Annotated in this window: 19 protein-coding genes and 1 pseudogene; 13 read left to right on the plus strand and 7 right to left on the minus strand. The window is 67.9% G+C overall.

The annotated features are described in order from the left end of the window. The first annotated feature begins 2 nt into the window (after positions 1–2). From ABN273_RS42000 to ABN273_RS42015, 4 genes are all read left to right on the plus strand, one after another. Positions 3–410 carry a DUF1048 domain-containing protein gene (locus ABN273_RS42000; RefSeq protein ID WP_349455020.1) on the plus strand — a complete coding sequence of 136 codons (408 nt, stop codon included), beginning with the start codon at positions 3–5 and terminating at the stop codon, positions 408–410. Then, positions 407–1,171, plus strand: a complete 765-nt coding sequence (locus ABN273_RS42005; RefSeq protein WP_349455021.1) for an ABC transporter ATP-binding protein — start codon at positions 407–409, stop codon at positions 1,169–1,171. Before ABN273_RS42000 ends, ABN273_RS42005 begins: the two co-directional genes overlap by 4 nt. A gap of 10 nt (positions 1,172–1,181) precedes the next feature. Next, positions 1,182–1,946: an ABC transporter permease gene (locus ABN273_RS42010; protein ID WP_349455022.1), complete on the plus strand. Its 765-nt coding sequence runs from the start codon at positions 1,182–1,184 to the stop codon at positions 1,944–1,946. A gap of 315 nt (positions 1,947–2,261) precedes the next feature. Then, complete coding sequence (locus tag ABN273_RS42015) at positions 2,262–3,470, plus strand: cytochrome P450 (protein WP_349455024.1); 1,209 nt, start codon at positions 2,262–2,264, stop codon at positions 3,468–3,470. Positions 3,471–3,565: 95 nt separating this feature from the next. On the opposite strand, the gene ABN273_RS42020 is transcribed toward ABN273_RS42015, so the two are convergent. The 3 genes from ABN273_RS42020 to ABN273_RS42030 all read right to left on the minus strand — a co-directional run bounded on the left by ABN273_RS42020 (position 3,566) and on the right by ABN273_RS42030 (position 5,867). Next, positions 3,566–3,811, minus strand: coding sequence for a hypothetical protein (locus ABN273_RS42020; protein ID WP_349455025.1), 246 nt, complete (start codon positions 3,809–3,811; stop codon positions 3,566–3,568). 383 nt (positions 3,812–4,194) lie between these two features. Continuing rightward, positions 4,195–4,962 carry a class I SAM-dependent methyltransferase gene (locus tag ABN273_RS42025; RefSeq protein WP_349455026.1) on the minus strand — a complete coding sequence of 256 codons (768 nt, stop codon included), beginning with the start codon at positions 4,960–4,962 and terminating at the stop codon, positions 4,195–4,197. Positions 4,963–5,393: 431 nt separating this feature from the next. Then, on the minus strand, positions 5,394–5,867 hold the full coding sequence (locus ABN273_RS42030; RefSeq protein WP_349455027.1) for a GbsR/MarR family transcriptional regulator: 474 nt from the start codon (positions 5,865–5,867) through the stop codon (positions 5,394–5,396). 208 nt (positions 5,868–6,075) lie between these two features. On the opposite strand from ABN273_RS42030, the gene ABN273_RS42035 reads away from it, so the two are divergent. Further along, positions 6,076–7,746: a CocE/NonD family hydrolase gene (locus ABN273_RS42035; RefSeq protein WP_349455028.1), complete on the plus strand. Its 1,671-nt coding sequence runs from the start codon at positions 6,076–6,078 to the stop codon at positions 7,744–7,746. 82 nt (positions 7,747–7,828) lie between these two features. Here ABN273_RS42035 and ABN273_RS42040 read toward each other — a convergent pair whose 3' ends face one another. Beyond that, positions 7,829–8,266, minus strand: coding sequence for a hypothetical protein (locus tag ABN273_RS42040; RefSeq protein ID WP_349455029.1), 438 nt, complete (start codon positions 8,264–8,266; stop codon positions 7,829–7,831). Positions 8,267–8,278: 12 nt separating this feature from the next. On the opposite strand from ABN273_RS42040, the gene ABN273_RS42045 reads away from it, so the two are divergent. Beyond that, positions 8,279–8,851, plus strand: a complete 573-nt coding sequence (locus tag ABN273_RS42045) for a sensor histidine kinase (RefSeq protein WP_349455112.1) — start codon at positions 8,279–8,281, stop codon at positions 8,849–8,851. Continuing rightward, positions 8,848–9,549 carry a response regulator gene (locus tag ABN273_RS42050; protein ID WP_349455030.1) on the plus strand — a complete coding sequence of 234 codons (702 nt, stop codon included), beginning with the start codon at positions 8,848–8,850 and terminating at the stop codon, positions 9,547–9,549. The genes ABN273_RS42045 and ABN273_RS42050 overlap by 4 nt, the downstream gene beginning before the upstream one ends. 495 nt (positions 9,550–10,044) lie before the next feature. Here the strand turns inward: ABN273_RS42050 and ABN273_RS42055 are convergent, their stop codons facing one another. Next, the gene (locus ABN273_RS42055; protein WP_349455031.1) at positions 10,045–12,159 is read right to left on the minus strand and encodes a TerD family protein; all 2,115 of its coding nucleotides are present in this window, start codon (positions 12,157–12,159) and stop codon (positions 10,045–10,047) included. Positions 12,160–12,325: 166 nt separating this feature from the next. On the opposite strand from ABN273_RS42055, the gene ABN273_RS42060 reads away from it, so the two are divergent. After that, positions 12,326–12,691: a hypothetical protein gene (locus tag ABN273_RS42060; RefSeq protein WP_349455032.1), complete on the plus strand. Its 366-nt coding sequence runs from the start codon at positions 12,326–12,328 to the stop codon at positions 12,689–12,691. A 47-nt stretch (positions 12,692–12,738) separates the two neighbouring features. Here ABN273_RS42060 and ABN273_RS42065 read toward each other — a convergent pair whose 3' ends face one another. Beyond that, on the minus strand, positions 12,739–13,530 hold the full coding sequence (locus ABN273_RS42065) for a hypothetical protein (protein ID WP_349455033.1): 792 nt from the start codon (positions 13,528–13,530) through the stop codon (positions 12,739–12,741). A gap of 273 nt (positions 13,531–13,803) precedes the next feature. Between ABN273_RS42065 and ABN273_RS42070 the strand changes: the two genes are divergently transcribed. Beyond that, a complete protein-coding gene (locus ABN273_RS42070; RefSeq protein ID WP_349455034.1) occupies positions 13,804–14,913 on the plus strand; it encodes an NAD(P)/FAD-dependent oxidoreductase in 1,110 nt (369 codons plus the stop codon). Positions 14,914–15,006: 93 nt separating this feature from the next. On the opposite strand, the gene ABN273_RS42075 is transcribed toward ABN273_RS42070, so the two are convergent. Continuing rightward, positions 15,007–15,153, minus strand: coding sequence for a hypothetical protein (locus ABN273_RS42075; RefSeq protein ID WP_349455035.1), 147 nt, complete (start codon positions 15,151–15,153; stop codon positions 15,007–15,009). Positions 15,154–15,570: 417 nt separating this feature from the next. On the opposite strand from ABN273_RS42075, the gene ABN273_RS42080 reads away from it, so the two are divergent. From ABN273_RS42080 to ABN273_RS42095, 4 genes and pseudogenes are all read left to right on the plus strand, one after another. Further along, positions 15,571–15,900 (plus strand): PadR family transcriptional regulator, encoded by a 330-nt coding sequence (locus ABN273_RS42080; protein ID WP_349455036.1) that lies wholly within the window; start codon positions 15,571–15,573, stop codon positions 15,898–15,900. Positions 15,901–15,902: 2 nt separating this feature from the next. Further along, positions 15,903–16,265: a DUF1048 domain-containing protein gene (locus ABN273_RS42085; RefSeq protein ID WP_349455037.1), complete on the plus strand. Its 363-nt coding sequence runs from the start codon at positions 15,903–15,905 to the stop codon at positions 16,263–16,265. A 354-nt stretch (positions 16,266–16,619) separates the two neighbouring features. Next, positions 16,620–16,790, plus strand: a pseudogene (locus ABN273_RS42090) (serine hydrolase); the annotation flags it as partial. 67 nt (positions 16,791–16,857) lie between these two features. Next, a complete protein-coding gene (locus ABN273_RS42095; protein WP_349455039.1) occupies positions 16,858–17,553 on the plus strand; it encodes a serine hydrolase domain-containing protein in 696 nt (231 codons plus the stop codon). Positions 17,554–17,994: the final 441 nt, after the last annotated feature.

Here is a 17,994-nt window from a genome sequence, read left to right on the forward strand (position 1 = left end):
ACGTGGCTGACGAACCAAAGAGCCGCTACCTGCAGTACCTGGAGATCGTCATGGGGTCACTGGAGGAGAAGAAGCGCTACCGGCAGTACAAGGCCCGTATCAAGCAACTTCCGGAGAACTACCGCACGGCGGTCGAAGCGCTGGAGCGGTACCTGATGCACTTCGGGCCGGCCGACGGCGCGGGCGCGATGGCGATGTACGAAGACCTCGCCGAACTGTTCGAGCAGAGCGCGGCGGACGGCACCCCGATCCGCGACATCTTCGGGGACGACCCCGTGGAGTTCGTCGAGGCGTTCATGGCCAACTACCCCCTCGGCCAGTACCGGACTCGGGAGCGCAACCGCTTCACCAGCGCCATCGACCGCGCCGCCGGCGACACCACCCCACCACGAGACAGGACAGAGGGATGACGACACAGCAAGCCCCGGCGATCCAGGTGCACGGCCTGGAGAAGTCCTACAAGGATCTGCACGTGCTGCGCGGCGTGAACTTCGAGGTGGCGCGCGGCAGCATCCTCGCCCTGCTCGGCTCCAACGGGGCGGGCAAGACCACGGCTGTGAAGATCCTTTCCACGCTGCTCAAGGCCGACGCCGGGACCGCCTGCGTAAACGGCTTCGACGTGGCCGCGCAGGCCGCGGACGTACGGGAGTCGATCAGCCTCACCGGGCAGTTCGCCGCCGTGGACGAGATCCTCACCGGGCGGGAGAACCTCGTGCTGGTCGCCCGGCTGCGACACCTCAGGAACCCCGGCAAGATCGCCGATGACCTGCTCGCCCGCTTCTCGCTCACCGACGCGGGCGGACGGAAGGTCGCGACATACTCCGGCGGCATGCGCCGCCGCCTGGACATCGCGATGAGCCTCATCGGGAACCCGCCGGTCATCTTCCTCGACGAGCCGACCACCGGCCTGGACCCCCAGGCCCGCATCGAGGTGTGGCAGGCCGTCAAGGAACTCGCCGGCCGCGGCACAACGGTGCTGCTCACCACGCAGTACCTGGACGAGGCCGAACAACTCGCCGACCGGATCGCGATCCTGCACGAGGGCCGGATCATCGTCAACGGCACCCTGGACGAGCTCAAGCAACTGCTCCCGCCCGCCAAGGTCGAATACGTCGAAAAGCAGCCGACCCTCGAGGACGTCTTCCTCACCCTCGTCGGCACGAAGGCATAAGGAACCAACGATGAGCAAGCATTTCTTCACCGACACCACCGTCCTGCTGGGACGCTCCCTGCGCCACATCACCCGCAGCCCGGACACCATCATCACTACCGCGATCATGCCGATCGCCATGATGCTGATGTTCGTCTACGTGTTCGGCGGCGCGATCAGAACAGGGTCGGACACGTCGTATGTGAACTACATGCTGCCCGGCATCCTGCTCATCACGGTCGCCTCGGGCATCGCCTACACCGCGTACCGGCTGTTCATGGACATGAAGGGCGGCATCTTCGAGCGCTTCCAGTCCATGCCGACCGCGCGGTCGTCGGTGCTGTGGGCGCATGTGCTGACCTCGCTGGTCGCCAATCTGATCTCGCTCGTGGTCGTCATGCTCGTGGCCCTGCTCATGGGCTTCCGCTCCTCGGCAGGAGTGCTGGCGTGGCTGTCGGTGGCGGGCATCCTGGTCCTGTTCACCCTGGCGTTGACCTGGATCGCCGTCATCCCCGGCTTGTCGGCAAAGACCATGGAAGGCGCGAGCGCGTTCTCCTACCCGCTCATCTTCCTGCCGTTCCTCAGCTCGGCCTTCGTGCCCACCGCCACCATGCCCGGCCCGCTGCGCTTCTTCGCCGAGCACCAGCCGGTGACCTCCATCGTCAACGCCATCCGCGACCTGTTCACCCAGCAACCGGTCGGCACCGACATCTGGATCGCCCTCGCCTGGTGCCTCGGCATCCTCATCGTCGCCTACAGCTTCGCCATGACCACGTACCGCCGCAAGATCTCCTAGGGCGTATCGATCGGGCATGTCTTGATCCCGATCAGCGCGGCGGACAGGCAGATCGCGACGCGGTCGCCCTGAACAAGTACAGCACTCCTCTCGGCTCGCTCGCGCCGCCGGGCGAAGGCTTCCAGCAGATTCGCGCGAGATGAACAGCGGGCTGTGAGCGGACCACTCAGAGCACGTGCGGCAGCCGCTGCTCCTTGCCCGTGCGAGTGACGAACGACCGCCATCGTGGGCCAGAGCATGTGGCTCGGCTTCCATTCCCTGCACGCATCCTTCGAGCTCCACACGACACATACCATCGCGAAACCAGGACAGATCATGACTGAATCCCTCCACACTGTCACCACGATGCCGACGGCGCGTCAGCTGGGCTGTCCCTTCGACCCGCCCAAGGAGCTGATCGAGATCCGCGAGCACGGCCCGATCAGCCGATTCACCTTCCCCGACGGGCACCCGGGCTGGCTGGTCACCGGATTCGACCTGGTCAGGGCAGTGCTGGCCGACCCGCGGTTCAGCTCGCGCAAGGAGCTCATGCGCCACCATCCGACCATCGACTACGGCGACATCGAGGTCCCCCCGGCGCCGCCCGGCGAGTTCCTGCTGATGGACGATCCGCAGCACAGCCGCTACCGCAAGCCGCTGGTGGGCAAGTTCACCGTACGGCGGATGCGACTGCTGACCGAGCGGATCGAGCAGGTCACCGCCGAGCACCTGGACGCCATGGAGCAGGCCGGGCCGACGGCTGACCTGGTGACCGCGTTCGCCAAGCCGATACCGGCCATCGTGATCTGTGAGCTGCTGGGCGTGCCGTACGAGGACCGGGGCCGTTTCCAGGAGAACATCGACAAGTTCCTCGGCGGGGAGGTCAGCGACGAGGAGCTGTACGCGGCCTACACCGCGACCCAGACCTACCTCGCCGAACTGGTGGCCGCCAAGCGCGCCAACCCCACCGACGACGTGCTCAGCGACCTGCTCGACAGCGACCTCACCGATGAGGAACTGCAGGGCATGGCCCTGATCCTGCTGTCGGCCGGGTTCGACACCACCGCGAACATGCTGGCGCTGGGCACCTTCGCGCTGCTGCAGAACCCGGAGCAGCTGGCCGCACTGCGCGCCGAACCCGCGCTCACCGACAAGGCCGTGGAGGAGCTGCTGCGCTATCTGAGCGTCGCCAAGGGGTCCGGGCGGGTGGCGCTGGAGGACGTCGAGCTGGGCGGCCAGACCATCAAGGCCGGTACGACGGTCCTGCTGTCGTACAACACCGCCAACCGCGACCCCGAGCGTTTCCCCGATCCCCACGCGCTGAACCTGCGCCGGCAGGACGGCGGGCATCTGGCCTTCGGTCACGGCATCCACCAGTGCCTGGGTCAGCAGCTGGCCCGGGTGGAGATGCGGGTCGCGTTCCCTGCGCTGATCAACCGCTTCCCCACGCTGCGCCTGGCCGTACCGGCCGAAGAGGTCGCCCTGCGCCCGGAGACCGCCGACATCTACGGTGTCAAGAGCCTCCCGGTCACCTGGGACGCGTAACCACGAACCGATGACAGGCGAGGCTTCGTACGGGCCGGACGCTTCACGTGCCGCGCTGGAACAGTCGGAACAGGCACCTTGACCAACCCCGAGGTCTACGTTACGGGTGGCTGGCGCGCGGCTGAGTTCCCGGCCGCGAACATGCTCGCGGATGCCCGATCGGTGGCGCGGATGTACGCCGCCACGGTCAGCGACGTCGATGAGGTGCGGCTGCTCGAACCGTCGACGGTCGAGAGGATGACCGTCGTCCAGCCCGACAGGACGCCAATGCACGGACTGCCGCCGGGGCCGAACCGGGGTTGGGGAACGAACGGACAGCCATTGGCGATGCGAACGATCAACCGGGCGGCGATGTCGCCGGTCGTAGCGTGTTCAGACGGGCGGCTTCAGGTGTCGGCTCAGCACGTCGGCCTCCGCGCGGAGCCGTTCGGCCCTCTAAGTCCGGCCCGAGTTCGAGAAGGCCCTGGCCACCGCCCGGCAGATCAAGGCCCACGCCCCGCACTGCCGCGTCATCCTCACCGTGTACGAGATGAAACGGCTCGGCCGCGACGCCGGCGAACCCGTCGAGCAGGTCCGCAAGGCCCAGCGCTACCCCGACGCCGTCCAACAGGCCCGCGACGAGTACGCCACCATCCGCAAGGGGTCCTAACCTCGCTAACCCGCGGATCCCGCGTCCTGTTCGCCCCGTAAGGGTTGCAGTATGGGAGAACCGGTTACCAAGGCACTACTGCTCGCAGCGGCGACGCGCCATATGGACGGTGATGTCGGCGGTAATCCCCACCGTCGCGGGCAGAACCCGCATGATCCGGCCAAACACCTGCTCTTGCTCCAAGGCCGGCAACATGAGATAGGCCGAGACCGTCGAGAGATAGCCAACGTAGTCGCGAGCACTCATCGTCAAGCGCCGCTCGACCACAGACTGCTGAACATCAGTGAACCATGCAGATCGCTGGAGCTCCGTACCCGGCCACTGCATGTCTTGCTCCGGCGGCGTCCCATCGGGAGACGGAACATCGTCGCTCGCCAAGAACGGTGACCGCGCCACACGAACTGCTTCCTCCACAGCTGGGTCAGCCAGCTGAATCGGCCCGCCGAACGAGGCGAACACTCCTCCATCCTCCAGAAGCGCAGCCATGCGTGACCACCGACCCTTCGGTTCAGTCCAATGCAACGCCGCTGCCGCATAAACCAGCCCGTACCTCCCACCCGGTCGCACGTCCTCGAAGGCGGCTTGCACGGTCCTGACGTTCGTCGGCACGTGCTTACGCAGCTCGGCGAGCATGGCACCATCAGGCTCGGTCGCGGTGACCGTGATTCCTCGTTGAGCGAATAGGCGGGTCGCCTTGCCTGTTCCAGCGCCGATTTCGAGGGCGGCCCGCACTGGCTGAGCCGTGTACGCCATCACTCTTTGGAAGAGCTCCACGGGATACCCCGGCCGGAACTGTTCGTATGCTTCCGCAATCGCTCCGAAGCTCAGCGCGCGATTAGACATGCCGAGCATCTTGACACAAGCTGTGCCAGCAACGCTTGATCTTTCGCCTGGCCAACCACCCACTCGGTCGTGGCCAGCAGAAGCCTGAGCCATGGTGGTGAAGCTCAAGCTTCTGGCGTGGCCGGGCCCTTGGCGGCGGAGGGTATGCCACGTACGGCTCATGACGTAGGAGCCGAAGGGATCGCCGCCGCCAAGCGCCGCGAGGCCACCGGTGCCATGCTGCCCGGCAAGAAGAAGACCGGCCGGCCGCGCGTGATCGGCCCCGCCGAGCTGGCCACGCTGCGCCGCCTGGTCGACGAGGGTGCTCGGCCCACACCCTCAAAATCGGCCGCTCCACCGCCTATGCGGCACTGGTGGGACGCTGGCCGGTGTCCGCCGGTTCCTCAACCCCGAAGAAGTTGCACTGGGCAGGTGACGCCCGTCCCCGCGGTTCACCGTGTTCGCAGTGCCGCCTTGCGCTCATGCCAGCGGCGCATCATCGCGCGGGTCTCGTCCTTGAGGAACTGGATGAGCTCGAGCGTCTCGTTCAGCCGGTCGGCCGCCGGTGAGTCACCCAGGATGGCGATGCCTTCTCGCAGGTCGGCCTCGCCTCTTTCGAGGAACGGGTTCGCGAGGAGCGTGGACTCGTACCACGAGCCGTCCACGACGTAGGCGTGGCGGCGCGTTCCCGGGTCCCGTTCTGTGCGGATGAGGCGGAGCTGGACCAGGTAGCGGACGGCACCCGAGACCCCGCCGGTGCTGGCGTGCAGCCATTCCGCCAGCTCGGCCGCGGTCATCCGTCCACTCTCGCTGGCCAGGAGTGTCGCGAAGACGCGGGCGGCGAGGCGTGGGAAGCCGGCATCGGCGAGGGTGGAGGCGAAGCGCTCGACGAATTTGCCGAGCTCGTCCATCTCATCTTCGCGCACGGCGCTCCCTTCAGTCATCTGGGAACACAAGGGTACCCCAGTAACGCGAACTTTCAGTAATTATTGAAAGTTCGTGTTACTGTGTGCCGGACGGCGCACAAGGGAGACCGCTCGGCGGCAGACGGGACCCGGGTCGAGCGTCCGTGGGCCGATGCGGGCGACGGGAGACGCGCATCGCCAGGCACGTGTTGTGTTGCGGAGGAGAGAGATGAACCAACGAGCCAAGGATCGGACGCTCGGGCAACGGCTCGCCGACCTGCTGTGGACGAAGTACGCTCGGCTGCCCGCTTCGACGAGCGACTACAGCGTGACCCGCAACGTGCGGATCCCGATGAGAGACGGCGCCGAGCTGTTGGCGAATCTCTTGGAGCCGAAGGGACCGGTGTCGGGAACGATTCTCGTCAGCTCCCCTTACGGCTACAACGTGATGGGGTCGGCCATGACCGGCGGAATGTTCGCCTGCCGCGGTTATCGGGTCGTGCTGGTCCGGTGGCGGGGCACGTTCGGATCGGGGGGAACCTTCGAACCGCACATGCGGGAAGCCGACGATGCGGCCGACACCGTCGCTTGGATGCGCGAGCAGCCGTGGTTCGACGGGCGCTTCGCCACGCACGGCTTTTCATCTGTCGGCTTCGCCGCGTGGGCGTTGCTGATGGATTCGCCGCCAGAGCTGGCCACCGCGGTCATCGCGTGCGCGCCGCACAACTTCGGCGCATTCGTCTACACCGGCGGGGCGTTATTGCTCAGCACTGTGTTCGAATGGTCGTTCGCCACGACCAAGCAGGAAGAGCCGATCCTGCCTCGCATCTTTGCGGTTCTCTCTTCCCGGGGCCGGATCAAGAAGGCCCTGGCAGCGCTTCCGCTGGCCGACGCCGCCGAAGAGCTGATGGACGGGAAGGCGCCCTGGTACCGCGAGTGGGTCAGTCGGCGGGATCTGGGCGACCCCTGGTGGAAGCGCGCCGACCTGACGCAAGCGCTGGATCGGGTGCACGTCCCCGTGTTGATTCAGGGCGGCTGGCAGGACGGCTTTCTTCGCCAGACACTGGCGGGGTACGCGCGGCTGGCCGAGCGGGGCGTCGATGTCGGACTCACCATGGGCCCGTGGACGCATGCTCAGGGGGGCGCCGAGGGTGCCCGCATCCTGCTCCCCGAAGCCCTCGCCTGGTTCGACGAGCATCTGGCCGGATCAAGCGACCGGCACCGCGCCACGCCGGTCAAGGTGTTCCTCAGCGGCCCCGACGAGGGGTGGCGCGACCTTCCGGCCTGGCCGCCGGCGACGGTCGAGCAGATCCTGTATCCCCGCTCCGGCGAACTCCTGGCCGCTCAACCGGCCGACGCGGGAGAAGTGAGCGAGTTCACCTACGACCCCGCCCAGCCGACTCCCACGTACGGTGGCGCGTTCGTCACGCAGGTCTCCCTTGGAGTGACCGCGGGCTACACGGATGACAGCGCGCTCGCCTCGCGTTCCGATGTGCTGGCGTTCACGTCAGACCCGTTGACCACGGAGCTCGAAGTCGTCGGCAGCCCAGTTGTAGAACTGGGCCACAGTTCCGACAACCCCTTCGCCGACCTGTTCGTTCGCGTGTCGGAAGTGGATGCCCAAGGCCGCTCACGCAACGTCAGCGACGGGTTCGTCCGACTCGACCCTTCGGCGCCCCAGGGCCTGATTCGTATGGAGCTCGACGCCGTAGCGCACCGGTTCGCACGGAACAGCCGGATTCGGCTGGTCGTTGCGGGCGGGTCGCATCCGCGCTGGGAGCGGAACCTGGGAACAGGCGACGACCCGGCCACCTCAACGAGGATGCTGCCGTCACACCGGACGATCGACCTGTCGATCTCACGGGTCGTGGTTTCGGTCACCCAATCGCCCGGGGCATGAAGGCGCCTCTCGCGTCTGGCTGGTTCTCGCGCAAGCGCCGCCACGCACCGGTTCACGACCATTACATAGCTCAGCGGGCGATCTAAGCGCAGGTCTTCTGCTCGACGTCACACCGTTTGACCTCGGGGTAGCGCGTTGACGGCCTGTCCAGCAGGGGCTGGGGCTTGTGGCGCAGGTGCAGGTCGAGGAAGGCCCGAACGGTGCTGCGGGTGATCTCAACCGCGCGCTCTGCGGACAGGCCGGGATTGCGGTGGATACCGAGCTGCTCCACCAGCAGCGCGGTGTCGGTGAAGGAGGCATGCTCTGCCCCGGCCACCACGAGCCAGCGCTTCCATCCCGTCAGATGTGCCCAGTCACGTTCCCACGTGGTGTCCTTGCCTCCCGGGCTGTGCATGGCCTGCGTGCCCAGGAAGAGGAACGGCCGCGACAGTCCGCCGTTCGGAATGGGGAGGCCATGCGCAAGGCCGTCCAGGAAGAGCGCTCCCGGATCGCCGCGGAACTCCATGATGTCGTCACCCACAATGTGAACGTGATGGTGATCCAGGCCGGAGCGGCACGCAAGGTGATGGACACAGCCCCGGCCCAGTCGAAGCAGGCCATGCTGGCGGTCGAAGCCGGCGGCCGAGCCGCCATGGCCGAACTACGCCACGTCATGGGCCTGCTCGCCGGGCCGGAGAGCGAGCGGGCGGGCATCAGCGCCGACGGGCTCGAACCGCAACCGGGACTCGACCAGCTCGACTCGTTGGTCGAACGCGTCCGCGCAGCCGGAGTGCCGGTCAGCATCGAGATCTCCCCGCCGCCCGGCCCGCTGCCGCCCGGGGTGGACCTGGCCGTCTACCGCGTCGTTCAGGAGGCGCTGACCAACACGATCAAGCACGCGGCGGGTGCAAGGGCGTCCGTCACCATCGGCCACCGCGGCGACTGGCTGGAGATCGAGATCACCGACACCGGCGGCAGACACACGACACGCGCCGGAGACGGCCAGGGCCGGGGGCTGATCGGGCTGCGAGAGCGGCTCGCCCTCTACGGCGGCACCCTCCAGGCCGGGCCGCAGAGCGACGGCGGCTACCAGATCAAGGCGCGGGTTCCGTGGACCACCACATGAACAGCCCCATGCGCGTGGTCATCGCCGACGACCAAGCACTGGTACGCAGCGGGTTCGGGATGATCCTCGCCGCCGACGGCATCGAAGTGACGGCCGAGGCGGCCAACGGAGCAGAAGCCGTCGCCGCCGTCCGGCGTACTCGACCCGACGTCGTGCTCATGGACATCCGCATGCCGCAGATGGACGGCCTCGAAGCCACCCGGCAGATCATGGCGGACGGCACGAACGAGACCCGCGTCCTCATATTGACCACGTACGACCTCGACCACTACGTCTACGCCGCACTCACCGCAGGGGCCAGCGGCTTCCTGCTCAAGGACGTCACACCCGAGCACCTGGTGGCCGCGGTGCGCCTGGTGCGCGCAGGCGACGCCCTGCTCGCACCGACGATCACCCGCCGCCTTGTCGAGCGGTTCGCCCGCCGCGACGAGGCCGAACCAGCCGTACACCGGGATCTGTCGGAGCTGACACCCCGGGAACTGGAGGTGCTGCGCCTCCTCGCCACCGGGCTGAGCAACGCCGAGCTCGCTGACCGACTGAGCCTCAGCCCGACGACGGTGAAGACCCATGTCGCGCGCATCCTGTCCAAGCTCGGCCTCCGGGACCGGGTCCAGGCGGTCGTACTCGCCTACGAGACCGGGTTGATCGCGCCAGGCTCGCCCGCCGACCGGCCGCCAGGGAGTATGCCTGGGCGCTGAGAGCTGGTCGCTTGAGTCCCTCTCCCGCTCCAGTGCGCGCGCCCCGCTGCTCGCATGGTGTCGTCGTCGAGGTGCCGCTGCAGGTTGGTGTGGATGTAGCCGGGCTCGAGCGCGTTTGCGGTGATGCCGTCGGCGGTCCAGCGCCGGGCGGCGCCGACCGCGAGCAACGCGTCGGCGGTCTTCGACTGCGCGTACGCGATCCACCGGTCGTACGGGCGGCGCTCGAAGTGCGGCGGGGCTGTTCCCGTCGTGTGTCCGCGGGGGAGTGACCGGCGACGCTCTCGTGTGTGGGGGAAGCCCAGCGACCTGGCCGCGAGGAAGGCTCGGCGGCTAGATGACCTAGCAGGCCCATGGGGCCCGCCTGGAATCGAACCAGGAGAAGGAAGCTGCCGAATGGCCTCACGACCAGAGCGCGAGGAAAGCGGGAGGACTAGAGATTCTTTTGCAGAGAAGAGGAGAAGGAAGCCCTCCCATGGCCTCGCGATCTTCACTCTATCAGGCGGGGATCAGCTCGTGCAGCGTCGCCGGCGTGTACACCCGCGCGCCCTCCGGCAGGTCGGCCGGCGCCTGCAAGCCGATGTAGGTGGTGTGCTCACCCGCCGAGCCCTTGCCCCGCAGCAGGTCGGCCAGGTACCGGACCCGCAGGTGGTCGCGTTCGACGATCGAGCGCACCAGGAGAGAGGCCGTGACGCGATTGCCTTCCACCTGGTTGAAGCGAGGGTGCCCCTTCAGGTAGAGGTGCAGCCACTTCACCTGCCAGGCGCCGTCGTCGCCGCGCAGGAACACGAGCGGCAGGGCGACGCGGCCCGCGCCGCGCAGGTCGGACTTCATCCGCACCGTGCGAGGCTCGAAGGGCATGCCCTCCTGCTGGACCTCCCTGATCATGTACCCGAAGAACGCCTCCGCCGCCTCGTCGAACGCCTCGCCGGCGTAGATGTTGACCTGCGGGATGATGATCGGTCGGGTCGCCTGGGCGAGGCGGATGTTGATGAACTCGCTCGCGCCGTCGGCGGCGTCGGTGAGGTCGCCGGAGTACTCGGCGAAGTCGTTGCCGTAGTTCGTCCACGAGACATGCTCGGCATTGCCGTACGAGGCGTCCAGCATCAGGGCCGACAGGTCGTAGTCGGTGCGCCGCTCTGCCTGGCGCCAGTAGACGAAGAACCGCAGCAGCTCCCCGTCCACCCGCGACAGCGAGCCGCGCGGCAGCATGCCGAGCCCGGGCGCGACGGCCTTGCCGGACAGCGGCAGGGCGACGTCGAGCACCTCCGGATCGACGATCAGCTCGCCGGGGTCCGGCAGACGCCGGGTGATCTCCTCATCCAGGATGGCCACCGCCCGCGCCACGACGTCCTCCTCCAGTCGCGAGCGTGCGTCGGCCGCCGTCCAAGCCCGGCCGCGCCGGTTGACGAAGACGCGCCCGGGGGCGACGGCGAGCCGGTTCTGCAGATGCTCGCGCAACGACAGCAGGACCCGGCCGGAGGCGCCCGCCGCGGCCTTCTCGGCGGCATCGAGCACGATGCCGGGGGCGGTGCCGGTCCGCAGCAGATGGTCGAGACGGCGCAGCAGCGCGCCGGGCGCCTTCTCCAGCAGTTGCACCGCGTCGCCGGTGCGGCCGGACCACAGGGCCTCCTCGACGCGGCTGTCGAAACTACGCGCTTGGCGTACGCCTCGCGCGACCTCGAAGACGTGAGCGGCCTGCGGGAAGCGCGGGTACTCGTGCGGGTGCAGCCGTTCGCCGAGCCGCTTCCACTGCTCCCGATGGCGGGGCACGTCGCCGAGCTTCCCCGGGGCGGCGACCGCGTCCAGGGCCTGCAGCAGGGCCCGGCGTTCGCCCCGTCGGAACGAGCGGAACCTGGTGGGGGTGGCCAGCGTGACGTCGCCGCCGGAGCAGCCGCAGGCGAGCCGGAGCACGTCGGTCACCGTGTCCACGAGCAGCGGCCGACCGGCGGCCAGGCGCACTTCGTTGATGACGGCGCGGTTCTCGCGCACCGGGATGCGTTCCGGCTCGTCGCTGCAGAAGGCGGCCAGCGTGCGCAGCGCCGCCAGGTCCTCGGCGGCCAGCGGCGCCTGCGAGCCCGCCAGCGACAGGTAGAGCTCGCGCGCCTCCGACTCCAGGCTCGCGCCCAGGTCCAGCACGGTCACCCGGTCGCCGGCCAGCGGCATGAGCTCGGCGTGCGCGGCCAGCAGGTCGGCATAGGTGTGCTGGTAACGGCCGTAGCCAGGCAGCGCGAGCAGGTTGAGCGTCGCCGGCCGGACGCGCGTGGCGGCGACCTGGTCGAGCAGCGCCGCACGCAACAAGCCCACCCAGAACTCCACAGTGTCGGGCACGTTGCGAGGGAAGTCGAGGAAGTAGGCGTTGTGCTGCACATGATCACCGACCAGGTGGCGGACAGCAGCCAACACCCGCACGCCGAGATCGACCACGGTCTCGCCGCGCAGCTTCGCCAGGCGCTCAAGCAGGGCCGCCGAGCACTTGAAACCTACGCTCAGCAGCGCGGCGTCGAGCTGGCGGGCGGCCACCTCTCCCCAGCCCGGTTGGGAACCGGTGGGCGCGTCGCCGATAGGGACACGCAGCCGCCGGGCGATGACGAGGCTTTCAAGATTGTCCACGTCCGCACCTTATAGCCGGAGCTTCCTGGCATGCCGCCGCGTTTCCGGCATGCAGGCGGCCGCGTAGCGGACGTTGCGGCACTATGCCTGACTCGCAGTCAGTTCCCCGTTCCCGTCCGCTTGCTGGCGTTCTGCTGTCCGCGGCGGTTACCGCTGTGCTCGCGTCATGCTCAGCGATCGAGCCAGTCCCCAACGACACCGCCGCGTCGACCTCGGCGTTGCCCAAGCCCTCCGCCACTTCCACTGGCGCCACCAGCACTCCTACGCCCCCTACTGCTTCGCCCACGCCATCGCTGCCCGTGCCGGCGGACGGGAAGAATTCGCGGCCAAGATGGTTGCACCGTTGACCCAGTCAGCGTTCTCCAGCGACGGTGGGTGTTCTTCCGTCATCACCGGACCGGCGGCGAACGACCCCGCCCACGTGGACCTGACCTGTCACACGGGCGAGAAGGCAGTCTTCAACAAAATGAAGCTGGAGGTTGTCGGCATCGCCAAGAAAGCCGCCGTCATCCGTATCCGGCCCAAGAAGTGACCGGCCTCAGGCCTGGCCGCGTCATCCGGTAGAACCGACTGCGGCCGTCACGGCGTCGGTGGCCGCACGGGGAGGGGCAAGGGTGAGGCCGGCTGGTGGTGCGGGTCGGCGAGCTCGTGGGCGGAGCGGACCAGCCAGATCACCATCAGGGCACCCGCAGCACCTGCAGCCGCCGTTGCGGCGCCGTGGAGGTTCCCCACGCTTGCGAGCAGCGAGCCCACAAGTCCCAGAACCAACGGCGCCACCAGGGCGGCGATGCCGTACCGGACAGTGGCCCGCTGCCAGCGGCGGTCCCACCGCTGCGCCCGAAGGACCAGCACCGTCCAGATCAGGGCCGCCAGGCCACAGATCAGCGAAAACAATTCGGGCACGGGCTGGCCGAGGACGTCGAGTGTCTTGATGGCGGCGGCGCCTCCGTACCCCAGCACACCCGTCACGCGCGCTTGACCGGCGTGCTCCAGGTTGCGTCCCAGCACCGGCTGGAACAGCAGCACGACCACACACATCACCACGGCATCGAGCGCCTCCGCCCACCAGGGCCAGGACGGCACGAGGAGGTAGAGCAGCCAGGAGGCCGCCGCGGCATACAGCGCGACCCGCAGCCGCCGCGTGTCCCGGTCCAGCTCGGGCGGCGGACCCGCCAGCGGGCCACGCAGGCACTGCCACAGCGCCCAGGCCCACGCGATGCCTGTCAGGAGCACGACGAGCACGTTCGGCCACGTCGCCGCGGCGCCTTCGGCCGCCTCCGTGAAAAGCGCCAGCCGCCACAACACGCCGAGGTCGCCGGCGGCCAGCGCGATCGCGGCGCAGATCGCCAGCGCGGCAACGTACACGCCCACGACAAGCAGGGCGAGGATCCCTAAACGGTGACGACGGAGCACGCGGCACTTCCTGGGGGCGAAGGGGAGCGGACGCCCACCCTAACGGCGCGTGGCAACGAAGTCGACCAAGCATCCCGGCGACCGGCTTGTCCTGTTCGTCACGGGCGAGCCGGCGTCACAAGGGGGGCTTTGCCTGTCCCGTTCATAGTGCTCACCGTTCCACATGCCGCATGCTGGAAGCGGGGAGTTCGCCGGTGATCTGGGAAGGGGGCGTTCGTGAGGATCGGGTCCGTGAAGCGGCCTGTACGAGTTGCTGTCATCGGAGTGGGCATCCTGGGAGCCAGCGTGGGCTGGAACCTGTCCCGGCACGGCGCCAAGGTGATCTTCATCGACGCAGGCCAGCCGGGTGAAGGCGTCACCAACTGGTCTTTCTCGTGGGTCAATGCCAGCAACAAGACCGCGCGTAAGTCCTACTTCGAGCTGAACGTCGCGGGCATGGCTGCGCACCGTGAGCTTGCCAGGACCATCGGGCCAGATTCATGGTGGTATCCCAGCGGCCACCTGCGCTGGGCAGACGATCCAGCAGCGGAGGCCAAGCTCCTGAAAACAGCCGGACTGCTGGCTGGCTGGGACTACCGGGTCGAGGTGTGCACGGGGGCCGAGGTGCGCCGCCGCCTCGAACCTGCTCTCACGATGCCCGGCGAGGTTCCAGTCATGTACTACCCCGACGAAGCCTGGGTGCATGGACGTCATCTCGTCGGCCGCCTGGTCGGCCAGGCCGTTGCCGCCGGCGCCGAGCACCGGTTCGGCACCGCGGTCTGTGACATCGGCACCGGTGCCGACGGGAGCATCCGGACAGTTGCTCTTTCCGATGGGAGCTGTCTCGACGTCAACATCGTCGTGAACGCAGCAGGTCCCAGCGCCTCCCACGTCGCCGAGCTCATCGCACGGCACTTGCCGATGCGCCGGGAACCCGGCGTCATCACCCGGATCAGCTCTGCCCAGGTCCCGGTTCGCCGGGTCATGCACGCGCCTCACATCGAGATCCGTCCCGACGGAGACGCTTCGGTGGTGCTCCACAGCCGCGAGATCGACGCGCTCATCGACACCGGCGAAGATCCAGCGGAACTCGCACGGCTGCTCCACGAATCGGCGCGGCACGTCGTTCCCGAGTTCGGCAACGCGCGCATCGTACAGACACGGGTAGCCGACCGGCCCATCCCAGCCGACGGATTCCCCTCGGTGGGAGCGGTGCCGTCTGTGCCCGGCTACTACGAGGCCGTTTCCCACAGCGGCATCACGCTCGGGCCGCTAATCGGCCGGCTGCTTGCTTCGGAGATCCTCAGCGGGAAGAGAGATGAGATGCTTGCGGACTTCCGCCCGGAGCGGTTCCCCTCGTGACAGCCCGGGCAAGCGCCACCAAAGCCCGTAGATGAGTGCGGGTCCGGAGAACCCGGGTGAAGGGTCCCGGGCAACCGGCGCCCCTCGTCCTCATCAAGACATTCCGCGGCGCTGGGCGTCGTCGTATTCGCTCTGCCACCGGCGGGTGACGTCGGTAGGTTCCTGTCCGCCGTACCGCGTCAAAGTGCGGGCGGCGTTCACCAAGGCGATGGAGTCCGCCCGCACGGTCAGGAAGGCCATGACTGGGCATGAAAGGGCCGATCACAGGCCCCGGCCGCGGTGTCCGCCGATCTGGCGCAGCGCCCCGTGCGGTGAACGGGGACAGATTCCAGGCTGGCGACGTGTGCACCGCTCGCGGGCCTGACCACGTGGCAGATCCGCGTCGACGTCGCCCGCATCGACCCCGGACAGCGCGTGCCCGTCGCGGCCGCAGCCGGCGGAGGGGCACCTGGTGTACGGGCACCTGAAGGGCGACACCGTGCCCCGCCAGCCAAAGAAGACCCCTCGGTAGGACCGGTACGCAGTTGGGCGAAGACGACCTTGGCATGGTCGTCGTCGCCACACCCACTCGCTTACGGTCCCGGCTTGCACCTCAGCTATTTAGCGCTACTATGTACCAGTAGTCAGCAACATTGAGTAGCTGAAAGGGGGTGCTCCATGGGCAAGCAGATGACGGAGATGCTCAAGGGAACGCTGGAGGGCATCGTGCTGGCGATCCTGTCCGGCCGGTCCGCCTACGGCTACGAGATCACGGCGTGGCTGCGGGATCAGGGCTTCTCCGACATCGCCGAGGGCACCATCTACGCGCTGCTGGTCAGGATCGAGCAGCGCGGCCTGGTCGACGTGGAGAAGGTCCCGTCCGACAAGGGACCGCCGCGCAAGGTGTACTCCCTCAACGATCAGGGACGGGAGTATCTCGAAGAATTCTGGAGGACCTGGAGCTTCCTCGCAGAACGGCTCGAACAGCTCCGCGAAGGAGGCAGATGACCATGTCCGACGCTGAAAAGGGCGGCTTCCTCGCAAAGGTGATCGGCCCCAAGCGGCGGTGGCGCGAGTACAAGGCGCGCAGGGAGCAGCTCCCCGAGAACTACCGCACGGCGGTCGAAGCGATCGAGCGGTACCTGATGCACTTCGTGCCGACCGACGGCGACAGCAATGCGTCGATGTTCGAGGACCTCGCCGACCTGTTCGAACAGGCCGCGGCGGACGGGACGCCGATCCGCGAGATCGTCGGGGAGGACCCGGTGGAGTTCGCCGAGGCGTTCGTCGAAAACTACTCCGAAGGTGGCTACGCCCCCACCCGTGAGCGGAAGCGGCTGACCGACGCCATCACGCGCGCTGCCGACGAATAGACCAGAAAAGCAGACCAGACAGTCCGATAACGACACGGCACATCGTGCCCCGGGCCGAGCCCCACTTTCATCGACTGTCTGCACCACGCGGCCACGGGTCATGCCCGGCCGGCTACTTCTCGCCGCGGTTCAGCGGCGCGTCAAGACGGCGACAGCCAGTATCAGAGCGGTTGGCGATGGTGGACGCCATGAACCGTTCAGCGAATGCGCCCCGGGGCTGCGAACCGGGCAACGCCGCGCCCACCCCCGCCCCCCGTGCGTCGCCCATGCAAAAGCCCATGAGCGCCACGCGGGGACGGGTCCCGCAAGATCAAACACTGGGTGTGTCGAACACTGTATGCAAGGAGATTCTTGATGGGACAAGGCAACAGCGGCTTCTCCGAAGCAGGGCTGCGCAGACTGCGCGAGGTGCTGGCACGGCATGTCGAGTCCGGGAGGATTCCTGGGCTCGTCGCCCTGGTCAGCCGGGGCGAGGAGACACACGTCGAAGCGATCGGTACGATGCGCCATGACGGTGGCGCGCCGATGCGCCGGGACACCATCTTCAGGATGGCCTCGACGACCAAGCCGGTAGCGGTGGCGGCGACGATTGATGTACCAGCCGGGAGAGCGGTGGCTGTACAACGTCAGCGACGACGTGCTCGGCGTGCTCGTCGCCAGGGTCACCGGCCAGTCGTTCGAGACGTTCCTGCGCGAACGCATCTTCGATCCGCTGGGCATGAAGGACACCGGTTTCCACGTGCCCGCCGACAAGATCGACCGGCTGCCGCCCCTGTACGCCCCCGATCCGCAGACCGGAGAGTTCCTCGTGGAGGACGAGGCCGAAGGGGGACACCACAGCCGGCCTCCGGCGTTCCAGTCAGGCGGCGGCGGACTCGACTCAACCGTCGACGACTATCACGCCTACTTCCGGATGCTGCTCAACCACGGCATGCACGGCAGCGAACGGATCCTGTCCCGGCCCGCCGTCGAGCTGATGACCACCAACCGCCTCACGCCCGAGCAACATGCCGCCCTACAGGCCTGGGCCCGCAGCGTCGTCCATCTCTCACACGGCACGGGGCAGCACGGCGGCTGGGGCTTCGGGATGACGGTGCGCACCTACCGCGGCGACTACGCCCCCATCGGCCAGTTCGGCTGGGACGGCGGAGCCGGCACCACGACCTACGCCGACCCGGACAACCAGCTCGTCGGCATCCTGCTCACCCAGACCGGGATGTCCACCCCGGATTCGGCGCGGGCCATCCACGACTTCTGGACCACCCTCTACCAGGCAATCGACCACTGACCCGCCTACCTGGTCGAGGTCGGTACGGCACAAGAGCTCTACCAGGCTCCGGCCTTCGACGCCACCACGTTCTGCGATCAGCTGCACGACCGGAAGGCATCCCGCAGCTCAAGCGGTACGGCCCAGGACGACAGCGCCCACGCCAAGCGGATACAGCAGCTGATCAAGTCGTGGATGCCGGAACGCTCGTTGCTGAGCATCGTCTCGCGGACCGCGCACTCGCTGGAGTGTGGCGCCGGTGACGGTCCACCAGCTGCTCACTCACACCGCAGGCGTCCCTCCTAGCCCTGGACGGCACCGAACGCGATGACATCCGTCGGGAGGGTAAGCCGCCGACCCCAGCAGCAGCAGGAACAACGCGACCAGGAGTGCATCTGCTCGTTCGCGTACAGCCTCTATGGGTCGCCGGTGGCTGGCGAGCGCATGATCTGGTTCATGACT

Source organism: Nonomuraea sp. B19D2, assembly GCF_040137845.1.
GTDB lineage: Bacteria > Actinomycetota > Actinomycetes > Streptosporangiales > Streptosporangiaceae > Nonomuraea.